This is a genomic window from Brevundimonas sp., from assembly GCF_004210735.1.
Taxonomy (GTDB): Bacteria; Pseudomonadota; Alphaproteobacteria; order Caulobacterales; family Caulobacteraceae; genus Brevundimonas.
In genome coordinates this window covers 45,490-61,462 of record NZ_SDZL01000003.1, presented here as the reverse complement: position 1 = coordinate 61,462, position 15,973 = coordinate 45,490, and the positions used below count along the sequence as shown (strand labels likewise).

General features: G+C 68.2%; 15 protein-coding genes and 1 tRNA gene. 12 read left to right on the top strand and 4 right to left on the bottom strand.

Features of this window, described 5'->3' with window-relative positions:
* The first annotated feature begins 56 nt into the window (after positions 1–56).
* From EON91_RS01185 to EON91_RS01160, 6 genes are all read left to right on the top strand, one after another.
* Complete coding sequence (locus EON91_RS01185) at positions 57–242, top strand: (2Fe-2S)-binding protein (RefSeq protein ID WP_292091027.1); 186 nt, start codon at positions 57–59, stop codon at positions 240–242.
* A 146-nt stretch (positions 243–388) separates the two neighbouring features.
* Positions 389–889 carry a bacterioferritin gene (gene bfr / locus EON91_RS01180; protein WP_292091025.1) on the top strand — a complete coding sequence of 167 codons (501 nt, stop codon included), beginning with the start codon at positions 389–391 and terminating at the stop codon, positions 887–889.
* A gap of 80 nt (positions 890–969) precedes the next feature.
* On the top strand, positions 970–1,521 hold the full coding sequence (locus EON91_RS01175; protein ID WP_292091024.1) for a tryptophan-rich sensory protein: 552 nt from the start codon (positions 970–972) through the stop codon (positions 1,519–1,521).
* A gap of 100 nt (positions 1,522–1,621) precedes the next feature.
* Positions 1,622–2,188 (top strand): elongation factor P, encoded by a 567-nt coding sequence (gene efp / locus EON91_RS01170; protein ID WP_292091023.1) that lies wholly within the window; start codon positions 1,622–1,624, stop codon positions 2,186–2,188.
* A 178-nt stretch (positions 2,189–2,366) separates the two neighbouring features.
* Positions 2,367–3,173 (top strand): inositol monophosphatase family protein, encoded by an 807-nt coding sequence (locus EON91_RS01165; protein ID WP_292091022.1) that lies wholly within the window; start codon positions 2,367–2,369, stop codon positions 3,171–3,173.
* Between the two features lie 168 nt (positions 3,174–3,341).
* Positions 3,342–4,307 carry a glycerophosphodiester phosphodiesterase family protein gene (locus EON91_RS01160; RefSeq protein WP_292091020.1) on the top strand — a complete coding sequence of 322 codons (966 nt, stop codon included), beginning with the start codon at positions 3,342–3,344 and terminating at the stop codon, positions 4,305–4,307.
* 233 nt (positions 4,308–4,540) lie between these two features.
* Here EON91_RS01160 and EON91_RS01155 read toward each other — a convergent pair whose 3' ends face one another.
* A complete protein-coding gene (locus tag EON91_RS01155) occupies positions 4,541–6,391 on the bottom strand; it encodes an ABC transporter transmembrane domain-containing protein (protein WP_292091019.1) in 1,851 nt (616 codons plus the stop codon).
* A 136-nt stretch (positions 6,392–6,527) separates the two neighbouring features.
* Between EON91_RS01155 and rpmE the strand changes: the two genes are divergently transcribed.
* Both rpmE and EON91_RS01145 read left to right on the top strand, forming a co-directional pair.
* The gene (gene rpmE, locus EON91_RS01150) at positions 6,528–6,752 is read left to right on the top strand and encodes a 50S ribosomal protein L31 (protein WP_292091017.1); all 225 of its coding nucleotides are present in this window, start codon (positions 6,528–6,530) and stop codon (positions 6,750–6,752) included.
* A gap of 140 nt (positions 6,753–6,892) precedes the next feature.
* Positions 6,893–8,452, top strand: coding sequence for a L,D-transpeptidase family protein (locus EON91_RS01145; protein ID WP_292091016.1), 1,560 nt, complete (start codon positions 6,893–6,895; stop codon positions 8,450–8,452).
* A 3-nt stretch (positions 8,453–8,455) separates the two neighbouring features.
* Here the strand turns inward: EON91_RS01145 and EON91_RS01140 are convergent, their stop codons facing one another.
* The 3 genes from EON91_RS01140 to EON91_RS01130 all read right to left on the bottom strand — a co-directional run bounded on the left by EON91_RS01140 (position 8,456) and on the right by EON91_RS01130 (position 10,953).
* Complete coding sequence (locus EON91_RS01140; protein ID WP_292091015.1) at positions 8,456–9,133, bottom strand: TorF family putative porin; 678 nt, start codon at positions 9,131–9,133, stop codon at positions 8,456–8,458.
* Positions 9,134–9,252: 119 nt separating this feature from the next.
* Positions 9,253–10,650 carry an ammonium transporter gene (locus EON91_RS01135; RefSeq protein WP_292091014.1) on the bottom strand — a complete coding sequence of 466 codons (1,398 nt, stop codon included), beginning with the start codon at positions 10,648–10,650 and terminating at the stop codon, positions 9,253–9,255.
* Positions 10,651–10,861: 211 nt separating this feature from the next.
* Positions 10,862–10,953, bottom strand: a tRNA-Ser gene (locus EON91_RS01130).
* 112 nt (positions 10,954–11,065) lie between these two features.
* On the opposite strand from EON91_RS01130, the gene EON91_RS01125 reads away from it, so the two are divergent.
* Genes EON91_RS01125 through EON91_RS01110 form a run of 4 tightly spaced genes read left to right on the top strand, consistent with a single transcriptional unit; the run spans position 11,066 to position 15,937 of the window.
* Entirely contained in the window at positions 11,066–12,631 is a 1,566-nt protein-coding gene (locus EON91_RS01125; protein WP_292091013.1) for an exopolysaccharide biosynthesis polyprenyl glycosylphosphotransferase, read from the top strand.
* Positions 12,631–14,082, top strand: coding sequence for a lipopolysaccharide biosynthesis protein (locus tag EON91_RS01120; RefSeq protein WP_292091012.1), 1,452 nt, complete (start codon positions 12,631–12,633; stop codon positions 14,080–14,082). The genes EON91_RS01125 and EON91_RS01120 overlap by 1 nt, the downstream gene beginning before the upstream one ends.
* A complete protein-coding gene (locus EON91_RS01115) occupies positions 14,079–15,011 on the top strand; it encodes a glycosyltransferase family A protein (protein ID WP_292091011.1) in 933 nt (310 codons plus the stop codon). The genes EON91_RS01120 and EON91_RS01115 overlap by 4 nt, the downstream gene beginning before the upstream one ends.
* Positions 15,011–15,937: a glycosyltransferase family 2 protein gene (locus EON91_RS01110; protein ID WP_292091010.1), complete on the top strand. Its 927-nt coding sequence runs from the start codon at positions 15,011–15,013 to the stop codon at positions 15,935–15,937. Before EON91_RS01115 ends, EON91_RS01110 begins: the two co-directional genes overlap by 1 nt.
* Positions 15,938–15,973: the final 36 nt, after the last annotated feature.

Sequence of the window (15,973 nt, the reverse complement as noted above, 5' to 3'; positions counted from 1 at the left end):
TTAAAGTCCCTGCTACAGAGAACCATTCTCATCGCGGTAAACCGGTCTGGTCTCTCGTGTACGTCTGCAACTGCAATGGTCTTCGCCAGCGTGACGTCGCCCTCGCCATCGAGGCGGGCGCTACCCGCCCGCGCGAAGTGTTCGCCCACAACGCCTGTTCGGCCCAATGCGCCAAATGCGTCTGCGAAATGCGTGAGATGATCCAGGAAAGCCGCCAGGCCTTCGCCCTCGCCGCAGAGTAGCGCCGTCCAGACGATTGGGCGAAATTCACTCGCACTATCAATGTGCTGATAAACGCTCTCAACAGCCCAAACGTCGTTTTCGCTATGGTAGAAGTCTTCGCATGAGCGACGGGACGATTCCGCCGCCGGGCTGAAGGACCACCGCCATGAAGGGCGATCCCGCGATCATCCGCACCCTCAACGCCGTTCTGACGAACGAACTGACGGCGGTGAACCAGTATTTCCTGCATGCCCGCATGTTCGAGAGCTGGGGTCTGACCCATCTCGGCAACGTCATCTATGAAGAGTCGATCGGCGAGATGAAACACGCCGACATGCTCATCAAGCGCATCCTGTTCCTTGACGGCCTGCCGAACCTGCAGGACCTGCACAAGCTCAAGGTCGGCGAAGACCCCATCGAATGCCTGGGCGCCGACCTGCAGTTGGAAATCGACAGCCGCGCCACCACCCGCGACGCTGTCACCCAGTGCGAGGCGGCTCGCGATTATGTCAGCCGCGACCTGCTGATGAAGATCCTGGCCGACACCGAGGAACACGTCGACTTCCTCGAGAACCAGCACAAGCTGATCGAGCTGATGGGCGCCCAGAACTATCTCCAGTCGGCGATGAAAGAGATCGTCACCGACGGCGCCGCCACCGGCGGCTGAACCCGGCTTCTGGCGGGCGCGGCGGGAACCCCTCGCCGCTCCCGCCCATTCCGCTCCCACAGCCATTTGAGGGGAGCCCCATGTCCATAGACGACGCCATCGATGACGCCCGGGACAAGGCGACCGAGTTCCTGAATATCCAGGGCCGCAGCCCCGGCCACGTCGTCGCGGGCGTTTTGCTGACGGCGGGCTTCGCTTTCCTGGCCACCGGCGCGGCCAACAGCCTGTTGCGACCGAACCCGCGCACGGCGCGCCAGTTGGCCCATCACAAGGGTCCGATCACGGAACGCCCGCGCGGCCCGCTCAGCCTGGTTCTGCCCGCGGTCTTCTCGGCCACCACCCTGTCGGCCCTGCGTGTCTGGAACGCCCCGCCCCGACCCGAGCGCACCACCGCCATGGCCCTGTGGGGCGTGGCCCAGGCGGTCAACGCCGTCTGGCTGGCCCTGCGCCCGTCATCCCGCGGTCTCCAGATCGCTGCCGCCATGTCCTCGGCCGGCCTGGCCGCCGCCTTCGCCCACGAGGCGCGCAAGCTGGACACCGGCGCGGGCAAGCTGGCCGCCCCCACCGGCATCGGCGTCCGCATCGCCAACGCCATGGGCCGCAAGGTCGACGACCGCCCCACCGTCCACTGACGCCCTTCCGTAGCAGGCATTGCGGTTTCAGCGGTGTTCCTCTAGGGATCGCGCCCGATTTCGCGCGCGCCACGACGGCGCCCCAGCACCAGCGACACCGATGAAAATCAACGGCAACACCATCAAGCCCGGCATGGTTCTTCAGCACGAAGGCGGCCTGTGGGTCGTGACCAAGGCCAGCCACGTCAAGCCTGGCAAGGGCGGCGCCTTCGCCAACGTCGAGGCCAAGAACCTCGAGACCGGCAACAAGCTGAACGAACGCTTCCGTTCGGAAGACAAGGTCGAGCGCGTCACCCTGGAACAGAAGGACTTCTCTTATCTGTTCGACAACGGCGACAGCCTGGTCTTCATGGACGACAACACCTACGAGCAGATCGAACTGCAAAAGGACTGGGTCGGCGAAGACCGCATCCCTTATCTGCAAGAGGGCATGAAGGTCGTCATCGAGATGCACGAAGAGCGTCCGATCGGCCTGTCGCTGCCGGAACAGGTCACGCTGGAAGTCGTCGAGACCGAGCCGACCGTGAAGGGCCAGACCGCCTCGTCGTCCTACAAGCCGGCCAAGGCCAACAATGGCGTCCGCATCATGATCCCGCCCTACATGGGCGTGGGCGAGCGGATCGTGGTCGATACCGAAACCGGCGAATACGTCCGCCGCGCGGACTGATATTGAGTGAAGAGTGTCAGTGAGCGAGGAGTGAGCCAGGGCTCGCAGATTCATCGCTCACTGCTTGCTCACTAGCACTTTTCACCGACGTCACCCGACGTCGTCTGTTTGAACTTCTCCGCATGCCCGGGGCGAATGGTCGCCTTGCTGAGGGCATGCCGGACCAGGAGCTTCCCCCATGGCCCTCGCCTCCGCCCTGCTTCAAGTCATGATGGACGCGGTCCGCAAGACCGCCCGCCCCATGCTCCGCGACTTCGGCGAGGTCGCCCAGCTTCAGGTCTCGCGCAAGGGCCCCGGCGATTTCGTCACCGCCGCCGACATCAAGGCCGAGGACACCCTCTACGAACTGCTGATGAAGGCCCGCCCCGGCTACGGCTTCCTGGGCGAGGAACGCGGCATGATCGAGGGGACGGACAAGTCCCACACCTGGATCGTCGATCCGATCGACGGCACCACCAACTTCATGCACGCCATGCCCCATTTCGCCATCACCGTGGGGCTGGAGCGCAAGCACCCGGACGGCTCGGCCGAGATCGTCGCCGCCGTCACCTACAACCCGGTCATGAACGAGATGTACTGGGCCGAAAAGGGCAAGGGCGCCTATCTGAACGACCAGCGCATCCGCGTCTCGGGCCGCAAGGACCTGTCGGAAAGCCTCGTCTCGACCGGCTTCCCCTTCATCGGCAAGCCGGGCCACGGCCAGTCGATCAAGGACATCCACGCCGTGGGCCAGCGCGTCGCCGGCATCCGCCGCCTGGGCGCCGCCTCGCTGGACTTCGCCTGGGTCGCCGCCGGCCGCTACGACGTCTTCTTCGAGCGCAATCTCCAGCCCTGGGACGTAGCGGCGGGCATCCTGCTGGTCACCGAGGCGGGCGGCCTGGTCACCTCCATCGAACAGGACGGCGACCCCAAGTCCGGCAAAACCATCATCGCCGCCAACCCCGACCTCCACACCCAGCTGCGCAAGGTGCTGCAGGCGGCGTGACCAACATCCTTCTCCCCTTGCGGGAGAAGGTGGCAGGCGACGCCTGACGGATGAGGGGTCGACGGCGGTTTGCTTGCGCCCCTCATTCCAGCGTTGCCAGACCCCTCATCCGACCTCGCCTTGCTCGGCCACCTTCTCCCGCAAGGGGAGAAGGGTCATGGTGTAGGCATGCGTGCCCTGCCCAACCCCCTCGTCATCGCCCACCGCGGCGCCTCCGGCGAACGGCCCGAGCACACGCGCACCGCCTATGAACTGGCCATCGACCAAGGCGCGGATGTCATCGAGCCCGACCTGGTCATGACCCGCGACGGCCATCTGGTCGTCCGGCACGAGAACGAGATCGGCGGCACGACCGACGTCGCCGACCATCCCCGGTTCGCCGACCGCCGCACCACGCGCACCATCGACGGCCAACCGGTCACCGGCTGGTTCACCGAAGACTGCACCCTGGCCGAGATCCAAACCCTGCGCGCGCGCGAGCGCCTGCCCGACCTGCGCCCCGCCAACACCGCCTTCGACGGTCAGGAGCCCATCCTCACCTTCGACGACGTGATCGCCATCGCCCGCGACGCCTCTCGCCGCACAGGCCGCCGTATCGCCATCGCGCCGGAGTTGAAGCACCCCTCGCATTTCGCCGCCCTGGGCCTGCCGATGGAGAACGCCTTCGTCGCGACGCTGCAGCGCCACGGCCTGACCGGCCCCGACGCCCCGGTCCTGATCCAGTGTTTCGAGGTCGGCGCGCTGGAGCGGCTGGCCGCCCGCATCGACGCGCCCCTGCTGCAACTGGTCGCCGCTGCCGGTGGTCCCGTCGATCGGCCTGACCTGTCTTACGCCGCCATGCTCACGCCCGACGGCCTAAACGCCGTCTCCCGTTACGCCCGCTGGATCGGCGCCGAGGCGTCACTGATCGAAGCCGACGACGGCGGCCGCACATCCCTGATCGCCGACGCCCACGCGGCGGGCCTAAAGGTCGCCGTCTGGACCCTGCGCGCCGAAAACGCCTTCCTGCCGCCCCTCGACCGCCGCAGCGACAGCCCCGCCGCCTACGGCGACCTCGCCGCCCGCTTCACCCGCCTCTCAGCCCAGGGCGTGGACGCCGTTTTCACCGATCATCCGGCCGCACTGGGCCGCTGATCGCGCGATTGCCTGCGACAGCGGCTTGCCCTGATGTAATGGCCGAGGCGAAATCGGGCTGAGAATTCAAGGCTGCACCGCGTTGCCGACCTGATCGGCCCACCGAGATCAAAACTGCGATATGCTGCGACATCGCTTTTGACATCGCGGGAGCGCCGCGTCCGACCTTCAAAAAAGTGCACTATGTGCACTATGTGCACTCACTTTTTTCTGCAGCCGTCAGTGCACTCCGCCTAGTCCGCCTGGAACTGCAGTGACGCCAGCCGGGCGTACAGACCGCCCTTGGCCGTCAGCTCCGCGTGGGTGCCCTGCTCGACCACCTGACCGGCGTCCATGACCACGATCCGGTCGGCCCGCAGCACGGTCGCCAGGCGGTGGGCGATGACCAGGGTGGTGCGCGCTTCCATCGCCTGGTCCAGCGCCTGTTGCACCAGTCGCTCGTTCTCGGCGTCCAGCGCGCTGGTCGCCTCGTCCAGCAGCAGGATCGGCGCCTCGCGGACCAGCGCCCGGGCGATGGCCAGTCGTTGGCGCTGTCCGCCCGACAGGCTCTTGGCCCGCTCACCCAGCGGCGTATCGAACCCTTCCGGCAAGGCGTCGATGAAGCCCAGAGCCTGGGCCTCCTGCGCCACCGTTCGCGCCTCTTCCAGCGTCGCCGCCTCGTGGCCAAAGCGGATATTCTCCAGCGCCGAGCCCGAGAACAGCGGCGCCTCCTGCGACACCCAGGCGAACCGGCTGCGCACCTCGACCGGATCGGCCTGACGCACATCGACGCCGTCCACCGACACCAGCCCCGTCTGCGGGTCATAGAAGCGCAGCAGCAGGCGGAACACCGTCGACTTGCCCGCCCCCGACGGCCCGACCAGGGCCACCGTCTCGCCCGGCCGCACGGTCAGGCTGAACCCCTTCAGCGCCGGCAGGTCCGGCCGTCCCGGATAGGCGAAGTCCACCGCCGACATCGACACCTCGCCACGCGGCGGCGTAGGCAGGGCCACGGGCCGCTCGGGCGGCGCGATGGCCGGCACGGCCCGCATCAGCTCGTCGATCCGCTCCATGGCGCCGGCGGCCTTCTGGACATCGCCCCAGCTCTCGCCCAGCGCGCCCACGGCCCCGGCCGCGAACACCGACAGCAGCACGAACTGCAGCAGGGCGCCCGGGGTCATGGTCCCGGCGATCACATCCTGCGCGCCCAGCCACAGCACCAGCGTCACGCCACCGAACATCACCACGATGATCAGGGCGGTCATCAGCGCCCGCGCCCGCATCCGCGTCAGCGACACCCCGAACGCGCCCTCGACCGCCTCGCCGAACCGGGCGGCGGCGCTCATTTCGCGCCCGAACGCCTGAACCGTCTCCAGCGCGTCGACGCTCTCCCCGGCGAAGCCGACGGCGTTGGCGAACCGGTCCTGCGACGCCACCGTCAGCTTGCGCACCCGCCGTCCGAACACGAACAGCGGCACGATCAGCAGCGGCACGATCAGCAGCACCAGCCCCGTCAGCTTGGGACTGACGAAGAACAACAGGATCACCCCGCCGATCAGCGTCAGGAAGTTGCGCAACGCATAGCTGACCGAAGTCGTCAGCAACGTGTCCACCAGCTGGATATCCGTGGTCAGGCGCGACAGCACCTCGCCTGTCCGCATGTGGACAAAGAACACCGGGTCCAGCGTCAGGATGCGCTCGAACAGCGCCTTGCGCAGGTCGGCGATCACCCGCTCGCCCGTCTTGGTGACGTAGAAGTACCGGAACGCCGTCGCCAGCCCCAGCAGCAGGGCGTTAGCCCCCAGCACCAGGAACCAGAAATTGATGTCCCGCCCGCCATTGTCGAAACCCTGGTCTATGGCGCCCCTCGCCGTCGCCGTCAGCGCCAGCGACGCGGCGGTCGATCCGATCAGCCACAGACCCGCGATGACCGCGTCCATCTTGTGCCGCCCCAGGAAGGGCAACAACCGCGCCAGCGGCCGGACATTGCGGCTCTTGGCGCGCTTTCCGCTCGCCTCATCCATCTGCTCGACCAGCACGGCGCCCGCGCCGGGGCGGCCGTGCGGCTCTGTGGCGGCGGGGATAGGCGTTGAAGACTGGCTCATGGCCGCGCCTCTTGCCCCGGAACGGCCCCCGGTGTAAACGCCGCCCCTCGTTCCCGCCGCGCTGTTCGGCGGGTTTTCTCTATTTACGCGCAGTGACGGTCGGCATCGTCGTCGCGCAGAGATCCGGACCAGGACCATGAAAGCGGACACGCACCCCGACTACCACTTCATCACCGTCACGATGGTGGATGGCTCGACCTACCAGACCCGTTCGACCTACGGGAAAGAAGGCGCTGTCCTGAACCTGGATATCGACCCCTCGACCCACCCGGCCTGGACCGGCGGCAACCAGCAGCTGATGGACCGCGGCGGCCGCGTCTCGCGCTTCAACAACAAGTTCGGCGGCTTCATCAAGAAGTAGGCCCTCGCCGCGAGGCGAAAAGGACACGCAAAGCGCCGGTCTCGCGACCGGCGCTTTTTGTTTGGCCGGAACGCCGATAACATGGCCACGTTCGGTCCCGGGGGCGTCAGTGGGGGCCGAGTTTTTTGAGCGGATCGGACATGAATCGACGGGAACTGGGTTTTGGCGCCGCCTCCGCGGCCTTGGCCACCGCTGCGGCGGGTGCGGCCGGGGCCCAGACTCGCCTTCCCGACGCCACGGCCTTCGCCGGCGCCTTCAACGACCAGCTGGCCCGCCTGCCTGCTACGGTCCAGGACGACGTCCGCGCCTTCTATGAGTTGAACGGCTCGCGGCCCGTCTGGACACCCGAGCGTGTCCGCGCCCTGAACACCGTCGCCGGCCGGGCCGAGCGTCACGGCCTGTCGTCCTCCGACTTCTTCGACTTCGTCGGCCTGGCGTCCGATCCCGCCAGCAGCGAGATCCGCACCACCGCCGCCGCCCTCGCCTATGGCCGCGTCCTGTCCGAGGGCCGCGTCCGGCCAGAGACGGTCGAGGAGTTGTGGGAGATGCAGAAGAATCGCGCCGACCTGCCGCGCGGCTTGACCGACGCCCTGACCCGCAACGAACTGCTGAACTGGTTCGAGGGGCTGGCCCCGACCGACATCGGCTATTCCAACCTGTCCGCGGGCTATGTCCGTTATCGTCGCCTGATCCAGAACGGCGGCTGGCCCGCCTTCCGCGTCGGCGCCGCCATCGAGCCGGGCGGTTCGGACCCCCGCATCCCGTCGCTGGTCATGCGTCTGGTGGCCGAAGGCGACCTCACCGCCGCCGAGGGCGCGCGTCTGGGCCTGATGGGTAATGTCTATGGAGCCGAACTGCAGCAGGCCGTGCGCAGCTTCCAGACCCGCCACGGCCTGGGCGTCGATGGCCGTATCGGCCAGGCCACCCAGCGCTCGCTGTCTGCCTCGGCCGAGGATCGCGCCCGCCAGATCGCCCTGAACCTGGAGCGCCGTCGCTGGCTCAAGCGCGACCTCCAGCCCGAGCGGATCGAGGTCAACACCGCCGCCGCCATCATGGTCTACTGGAAGGACGGCAAGCCGGTTCACTCCAACCGCGTCGTCGTCGGCTCGCCCGAGAACGCCACCCCCAGCCTGGAAAAGCCCTTCGCCTCGGTCGTGGCCAATCCGCCCTGGTACGTACCCGCCGGCATCGCCCGTCGTGAAATCCTGCCCAGGGGCGAGGCCTATCTGCAAAGCCAGAACATGTACGTCACGCCCGAGGGCGGCGTGGTTCAGCGCGCGGGCCCTACCGCCGCGCTCGGCTATGTGAAGTTCGAGCTGCGCGACAGCTACGCCATCTTCCTGCACGACACCCCGTCAAAGGCCGCCTTCAACAACGCTTACCGCCACCGCAGCCACGGCTGCGTACGGGTTCAGGGTGCGGTCGATTTCGCGCGCCTGCTGCTGTCGCCCAACCCGGAAAAGCTGGGTCAGTTCGACACGGCCCAGGACAACCGCCGCACCACCCGTGTGACGACTGGCCGCGAGATCGGGGTGCGTCTGCTCTACTGGACCGCCTTCGTGGACGGCCAGGGCCGCGTCGCCTTCCGCGAGGATGTCTATCGTCGCGATGAAAAGCTGGCCCAGGCGCTCGGCATCGCCGTCAGCCTGCCCCGCCCTGTCGATGACGGTCGGACCGACGCCAACGACGTCGGTCCGTAGTCTTCAGAAGCCGAAGCCCAGCGTCGCAGTCACCCGCCCCTCGCTGAGGGGGCCATCGATATCCGTGTCGTGATACCGCACATCCAGCGACAGGCTGTCCGTCAGGGCCAGTTCGCCGCCGACATTCCAGGTGGAATAGTCGTCGCTGACGTCCAGATACTGCTTGCCATAGGCGCCTGACACGCTGAACCGGTCGGTGAAGGCAAAGCCCACATTACCCTCGACATAGGTCGCCACCTCGCCCGCGCCGAAGAAGTCAGGCGAGTAATAGACACCCGCGCCGAACGACACCCGGTCGATACTCCGCGACACCGTCGCCTTGAATTCCACCAGGTCGTAATCGGTGAAATTCGGCGCTCCGATATAGTGATAGCCGATCACGCCGACATCGAAGTCAAAGCCTGCGACGTCGAACAGATACCCCCCGTAGATGTCCAGTTCGGCGTCCGTATCATCGCCGAAATCGACGGTGGACGCCCACGCCCCCGCGTAGAAGGAGCCGATGCTGGCGTCGACGCCCCCCTGGATCGCCGGCTCCTCGTTCGTCTGGCTGAAGCCCCGAAAGACGTAGTCGCTGGTGACCCCGATGTTGAACGACACCTCAGGCTGGGTCTGAGCCTGCGCCGACCCGGCGGCGAGCGCCAGGGCCAGCATTGAAACGCACACGATACCCGATCTCATGACTGTATCCCCTCAAGTCAGATGGTTTCTCGATGACGCCTTACTCATCCGGCTCCGGGATGGAGCGGAGCCGGGTCGAAGAACGGGGGCGCGACGGGAGAGCGCCGCGCCCCCTGCCGTCAGGCCGGATCCAGCACTTCTCCATGCAGATGGCTGTCCAGCCCCTCGGTTTCCTGGGCGTCGGTGACGCGCAGTCCCGTCGTGAACTTGCAGACCATCAGGATGGCGAAGGTGCCCACAGCGCTCCACACGATGGTCCAGACCAGACCCATGGCCTGGGTCGCCAGATTGGCGCCGTCCGACAGCTCGTTGATCGTCGCCGTGGCGAAGACCCCCGTCAGCAGCGCGCCAACCAGACCACCCGCGCCATGGATGCCAAAGGCGTCCAGACTGTCGTCATAACGCAGCAGCTTCTTGATCCAGACTGACGAGACGTAACAGACCGGTCCCGCGATCAGGCCGATGATGACCGCGCCCTTGGGATCAACGAAGCCCGCCGCCGGCGTGATGGCGACAAGCCCCGCCACGACCCCTGACAGGACGCCGATCAGCGACCATTTCCGCTTCTCGATGACCTCGACGAACTTCCAGGTCAGCGACGCGGCCGCGGCGGCCAGCAGGGTGTTAATCAGGGCGACGCCCATCAGGCCGTTGGTCGCCCCCGCCGAACCGGCGTTGAAGCCGATCCAGCCGACCAGCAGCAGAGAGGCGCCGATCATCGTCAGGACAGGGTTGTGCGCCGTGATCGGCTCGACCCCATACCCCTTGCGCGTCCCAAGGAAGAGCGCACAGACCAGACCCGCGACGCCCGAGTTGACGTGCACCACGGCGCCGCCGGCAAAGTCCAGCACCCCCATGCCGCCCAGGAAGCCGCCGCCCCACACCCAGTGGGCGATCGGCGCATAGACCACCAGCGACCACAGGGCCGTGAACAGCAGCATGCCCGAGTATTTCAGCCGCTCGGCGAACGCCCCTGTGATCAGCGCCGGCGTGATGATCGCAAAGGTCAGCTGGAACGAGATCCAGAGGAACTCCGGAATGCCCGGCAGCAAGCTGTGGGCCGTATCGACCGTCACCCCATTCAGAAACAGGGCGTCCAGACTGCCGACATACTGGTTCACCCCCGCGTCGCCATTGGTCCCGAAGGCGATGGTGTAGCCAGCCACGAACCAGACCAGCGAGACCACTGCAAAGGCGGCGACCGACTGGGTGATGGTGGCGATGACGTTCTTGCGCCGCACCATGCCGCCGTAGAACAGCGCCAGACCCGGCAAGGTCATCAGAAGCACCAGGGCCGTGGACGTCCCCAGCCAGGCGGTGCCGGCGGCGTCCAGCTCCAGCGGAACCTGATGTGAAAACAGCGCCGGAGCGGTCTCCGGCGCTGTCACTGCAGCACTTACGATTTCAGCGGCCCCTGCGAGCTCCGGCGCGGCGAGCGCCGTGCCAACGTAGAATAGGCCCCCGATCAGACAACACAGGGCCAGCAGCCCCGGTACGCGGTTCATCAACTGCGACATTCGTGTACCCCCTCATCGATTTCGCAGTTGCGAACTGTTTTACGCATTCGCGAAACTGACAAGAGGAAAAGCGCAGATCGGAGCAAGATTCTTGCACCTGTCGCAAAATATACCCTTACCTGCGCACGCTCACGCCGGTCGCTTCTTCGATCAAGGCACAAAGACGCACGCGGGCGCGCGGGGGTTCGCTTTAATCCTGGGCGGGGAAATCTGGCGGAGACGGAGGGATTCGAACCCTCGGTACCCCTTACAGGGTACGACGATTTAGCAAACCGTTGCCTTCAGCCACTCGGCCACGTCTCCGGCAGGACGCGTCGATAGCCGAGCGCGGGGCGGGGCGCAACCGGGTCCTGACGTTAACGCGACATGCACGGGGGACATGGCATGAAGACAGACGTCTTTCGCCCGGATTTTCATGCCGAACGCCCCTGCCCGCCTGCGTTCCGAACGCCTGAACCGCGCCAGCGAGATCGAGCTGGATGCGGTCGCGCTGCGTGCGCTGGCGGCGAAGGCTCTGCACGAATCGGATGGCGCGGCCCGGCGTGGCCCCTTCCGGCCCGAGGTTTGGCTGAACGCGCGCCAGAGGGGCAGTGTCCGGCTGGCGGCGCACTATTTCCGGGGCGCGGATGTGCTGGCGGTCACGCTGATGACGCTGGCCTGCGCCTGGGCGTCCACGCGCGGGGGTCTGGTTCACGCGCCGCTGTCGACCCTGGCGCCATTCGCGGTCGGCGGGTGGGCGATCCTGGCGCTGATGCAGTCGCTGGGCCTGTACAGATTCCCGCGCGGCGAGGCGACGGCGCTGAGGCTGGCGGCGGTCGCGGGCGTGGTCGTCACGGGCGGCGCGCTGGCAGGGCTGCTGGGCTGGATCCTGCATGGCGGGCAGGCTCCGGTAGCCGCCTATCTGGTGTGGACCGGTCTGACACTGGTGTCGCTGTACGCCCTGCATATCGGCTGGAGCGACCTGATCGGTCGCTGGCGCGCGTCGGGGGCGCTGACGCCCAATGTCGTCATCGTCGGCGCGACCCGTCATGCCGAGCGGCTGATCCAGGATGCGCTGGAGCGGCGGCAGATCAATATTCTGGGCGTGTTCGACGACCGGCTGGCGCGGTCGCCGGCCAGTGTTCACGGCGTGCCGGTGTTGGGTACGGCCGAGGCGCTGCTGAGTCATCGGATGACGCCCTATGTCGACAGGATCGTGCTGGCCATCGATCCCAGAGCCCAGGCGCGGGTGCGCGAGTTGACGCGGCGGCTGCAGACCCTGCCCAATGAGGTCACCCTGCTGGTCGATCCGCACGGCGCGGACGAACGCAGCGCGGCGCTGGACAAGCTGGCGGCCGCGCCGCTGGCGTCGCTGGACGGCGGGGCGGATGCGGATCGGCGGGCGTTCAACAAGCGGCTGCAGGATCTGATCCTGGGCGTGATCGCGATGGTGCTGCTGGCGCCGGTCATGGCGCTCATCGCCGTGGCGGTGAAGCTGGACAGCCCCGGGCCGGCCCTATTCCGACAACGGCGGCACGGCTTCAACCACGAGGAGATCGTGGTGTGGAAGTTCCGCTCGATGCGGCACGAGGCCGCCGACGCGACCGCATCCCGGCAGGTGACCCATGACGACGATCGGATCACGCGGCTGGGCCGCTTCCTGCGCTCGACCAGCCTGGATGAACTGCCGCAGCTGCTGAACGTCGTCCGGGGCGAGATGTCGCTGGTGGGGCCGCGGCCCCACGCCATCGGTATGAAGACCGGTGAGATCGAGTCCGCCCGGCTGGTGGCCGAATACGCCGCCCGCCATCGCATCAAGCCGGGCATGACCGGTTGGGCCGCCATCAAGGGATCGCGCGGACCGCTGCACACGGCCGCCGACGTGCGCCGCCGGGTTCAGCTGGACGTGGACTATATCGAGCGCCAGTCCTTCTGGCTGGATATGTGGATCATGGCCGTGACCGTGCCGGTTCTGCTGGGCGACCGGCTGGCGGTTCGCTGATGTTCTGGCGGGGGGTGTGGGGCTATCTGCCGGCCAATATCGTGCAGGGGGTGGTCGGTTTCCTGACCATCGTGCTGTTCACCCGGCTGCTGAGCCCGGAAGAGTTCGGCCGTTACGCCCTGGCCTTCTCGGTCATGACGCTGAGCCATGTGGCGGTGTTCAGCTGGCTGGAAGCGGCGATGGCGCGCTTCTGGGCAGCCGAGACGCCCGGGCGTGGCCTGAAGGCGCATTTCGCCACCCTGTACGCCGCCGCCTTTGTGCTGAGCGCCGGGTTCGCGTTGGCGGCTACGGCGCTGCTGTGGATCTGGCCGATGGAGGCGACCTTCCGCTGGGCGCTGACGGCGGCGCTGGCGGGCGCGCCGATCCGCTGCCTGGTCAAGCTGGCGCAGGAGAGGTTCCGCGCCGAGGGCCAGGTGGCCAAGGCAGCCGGGCTGGACATCTTCACCGCCATCGCCGGCCTGCTGATCGGCGTGGGATTCGCGCTGTCGGGCGCGGGGGCGGCGTCGCCGCTGCTGGGCTTGCTGATCGCGCCGCTGCTGGCCCTGCCGCTGGTGCTGCCCGGCGAACTGCGCGAGGCGCGGGGCGCGAAATGGGAGCGGGAGCGGCTGCTGGGTTACGCCCGCTATGGCTATCCGATCGCCGCGTCGCTGGCGCTGGCGGTGGCGCTGGCATCGACGGACCGCTTCCTGCTGGCGGCCTTCCTGAACGAGGCGGCGGTGGGCGCCTATCATGCGGGTTACAGCATCGCCAACCGGACGCTGGACGTCCTGTTCATCTGGCTGGGCGCGGCGGGGATGCCGGCGCTGGTCATGGCGCTGGAGCGCGGCGGGCCCGAGCGCCTGCGCGAGGCGGCGCGGGAGCAGGCCTCGACCTTCATCCTGATCGGCCTGCCGGCCGCCGTGGGGGTCGCGCTGGTGGCGCGGCCCATGGCCGAGATCATGATCGGCGAGGAGCTGCGCACGGCCGCCGCCGCCATCACGCCGTGGATCGCCCTGTCGGCCCTGCTGTCGGGGCTGCAGGTCTATTATTTCGGTCAGGCCTTCACGCTGGGCCAGCGGACCGGGAGGCTGTTGGGCGCGATGCTGGTTCCGGCCAGCGCTAACGTCGTGCTGAACCTGCTGCTGATCCCGCCCTATGGGGTGATGGGGGCGGCCTGGGCCACGGCGGCCAGCTTCGCTTTGGGCATCGTGGCGTTCATCGTGCTGGGGCGGCGGGTGATGGTCCTGCCGATCCCGTGGGAGACGCTCGTCCGCTGTGGTGTGGCGGCGGGGGTCATGGCGGCCGTGGTATGGCGGTTACCGCCCATCGGCGGGTTCGCGGAGCTGATGCTGGACGCCGGGGTCGGGGCAGCGGTTTATGCGGCGGTCTCGCTGACGCTGAACGCGGCGGGCGTGCGCGACCTGGCCCGGCGGCTGATCGGCGCGGCGCGGGCGCGAAGGGCGGCGGCATGAGCGCGGCGTGGATCATGGAGAGCCCGGCCTGGGCCACGGCGGCTCCGCGCCTGTCGGTGCTGATCCCCTTTCTGCGGGACGACCCGGCGGATCTGCTGGCGCGGCTGGAGACCGAGGCGGCGGGGCTGAAGGGCGCGGTCGAGGTTGTGCTGCTGGACGACGGCACCGGCGATGCGGGCCTGACCGCGCGGCTGGAGGGTCGGCTGAGCCACAGCGCCCTGCCCGTCCGGTTGATCACCCTGGACGGCAACGAGGGGCGCTCGATAGGGCGGAACCGGCTGGCGTCGGCGGCGCGCGGGGACTGGCTGCTGTTCCTGGACAGCGACATGCGGCCGGACGGGGCGGATTTCCTGCACGCCTGGCTGGCGCAGACCCATGGGGCGACGCCGGTCGTCTTTGGCGGGTTCTCGCTGGACCAGGCGCCGGACGAGGCGCGGTTCGCGGTCCACAGGGCGCTGTCGGGCCATGCCGAGTGCGTGGCGGCGGCCGAGCGGGCCAGGCAGCCCGAGAAGTATGTGTATACCTCCAACCTGCTGGTCCGGCGGGACGTGTTCGAGACCGAGGCGTTCGATCCCGGCTTCACCGGCTGGGGCTGGGAGGATGTGGAGTGGGCGATGCGGGTGTCGCGCCGCTTCCCTGTCGGCCATATCGACAATCCGGCGACCCATATGGGGCTGGACGAGGTGGCGGCCCTGACCGCCAAATACGAGCAGTCGGCGCCGAACTTTGCGCGGGTCGTGGCGCGGCATCCAGACATCGTGGCGGCCTATCCCAGCTATCGGCTGGCGCGGGTGCTGAAGCGGGCGCCCGGCCTGTCGTTGGTGCGGCCGATGCTGAAGCGGGCGGCGGCGACGGTGTGGGCGCCGGTCAGGGCGCGGGCGCTGTCCCTGCGGCTGTACCGGGTCGCCCTGTATGCGGACGTGGTGTGATGAGCGACGTCGCCGTTCTGATCCCCACCCTGCGGCGGCCCGAGAGCCTGACGCGGGCGCTGCGGTCGCTGTTCGGGCACACGGCGGCGATGCGCGAGATCGTGGTCGTGGACAATGATCCGCAAGGGACGGCCGGGCCGGTGGTCGAGGCGTTGCGGGCCGAGGCGCCCTGCCCGCTGGTGCTGGTCCACGCGCCGACACCGGGCGTGGCGACGGCGCGCAACGCTGGGCTGGCGGCCACGGACGCGCCGCTGATCGCCTTTCTGGACGACGACGAGGCGGCGTCGCCCGGCTGGCTGGCGGCGCTGCTGGACGTTCAGGCGGCGACGGGGGCCGACGTGGTGTTCAGCCCCATTCGCGGGCGCGTGCCCGACACGGTCGGGTGGACGCGCGACTATCTGGAACGGTTCTTCGGCCGCGAGGGACCGGCGTACAGCCGGCTCATCGATCGGGCCTATGGCTGCGGGGCCAGCCTGATGGTGCGGGCGACCGCCCTGCCCGGCCCGGCGCCGTTCGACACCCGCGCCGATCAGGCGGGGGGCGAGGATGACGCGCTGTTCGCGGCGCTGGCGGCGCGCGGCGGACGGTTCGCCTGGGCCGCCGAGGCTTGGGTCGAGGAGTTCGCGCCGCCACATCGGGCGACGCTGCGTTACGCCCTGGCCCGCGCCTTCGCCTATGGCCAGGGGCCCAGCCAGACGGCGGCCGCGAACCGGAACTGGCCGGGCGTGGCGCGGTGGATGGTCATCGGCGCGGGACAGGCGATCATATGGGGAGCGGCGGCGCTGATCCTGACGCTGTTGAACCGGCCATCGCGGGCGCAGATGATGGACCAGGCCGCGCGCGGTATCGGCAAGGTGCTGTGGATTAAGGGGCTGGAGCCCCGCTTCTATGGCGCGCGGGAGCTGGCGAGGCTGGACGGCCGCTGAGGGGCGACACCCGTCGCCGGAAAAAAGACAGTGTAC

Bases quoted from the DNA above. Each gene is read 5' to 3' on its own strand.
- bfr (WP_292091025.1), top strand. From the start codon at position 389: ATGAAGGGCGATCCCGCGATCATCCGCACCCTCAACGCCGTTCTGACG.
- EON91_RS01175 (WP_292091024.1), top strand. From the start codon at position 970: ATGTCCATAGACGACGCCATCGATGACGCCCGGGACAAGGCGACCGAG.
- efp (WP_292091023.1), top strand. From the start codon at position 1,622: ATGAAAATCAACGGCAACACCATCAAGCCCGGCATGGTTCTTCAGCAC.
- EON91_RS01165 (WP_292091022.1), top strand. From the start codon at position 2,367: ATGGCCCTCGCCTCCGCCCTGCTTCAAGTCATGATGGACGCGGTCCGC.
- EON91_RS01160 (WP_292091020.1), top strand. From the start codon at position 3,342: ATGCGTGCCCTGCCCAACCCCCTCGTCATCGCCCACCGCGGCGCCTCC.
- EON91_RS01155 (WP_292091019.1), bottom strand. From the start codon at position 6,391: ATGAGCCAGTCTTCAACGCCTATCCCCGCCGCCACAGAGCCGCACGGC.
- rpmE (WP_292091017.1), top strand. From the start codon at position 6,528: ATGAAAGCGGACACGCACCCCGACTACCACTTCATCACCGTCACGATG.
- EON91_RS01145 (WP_292091016.1), top strand. From the start codon at position 6,893: ATGAATCGACGGGAACTGGGTTTTGGCGCCGCCTCCGCGGCCTTGGCC.
- EON91_RS01140 (WP_292091015.1), bottom strand. From the start codon at position 9,133: ATGAGATCGGGTATCGTGTGCGTTTCAATGCTGGCCCTGGCGCTCGCC.
- EON91_RS01135 (WP_292091014.1), bottom strand. From the start codon at position 10,650: ATGTCGCAGTTGATGAACCGCGTACCGGGGCTGCTGGCCCTGTGTTGT.
- EON91_RS01125 (WP_292091013.1), top strand. From the start codon at position 11,066: ATGCCGAACGCCCCTGCCCGCCTGCGTTCCGAACGCCTGAACCGCGCC.
- EON91_RS01120 (WP_292091012.1), top strand. From the start codon at position 12,631: ATGTTCTGGCGGGGGGTGTGGGGCTATCTGCCGGCCAATATCGTGCAG.
- EON91_RS01115 (WP_292091011.1), top strand. From the start codon at position 14,079: ATGAGCGCGGCGTGGATCATGGAGAGCCCGGCCTGGGCCACGGCGGCT.
- EON91_RS01110 (WP_292091010.1), top strand. From the start codon at position 15,011: ATGAGCGACGTCGCCGTTCTGATCCCCACCCTGCGGCGGCCCGAGAGC.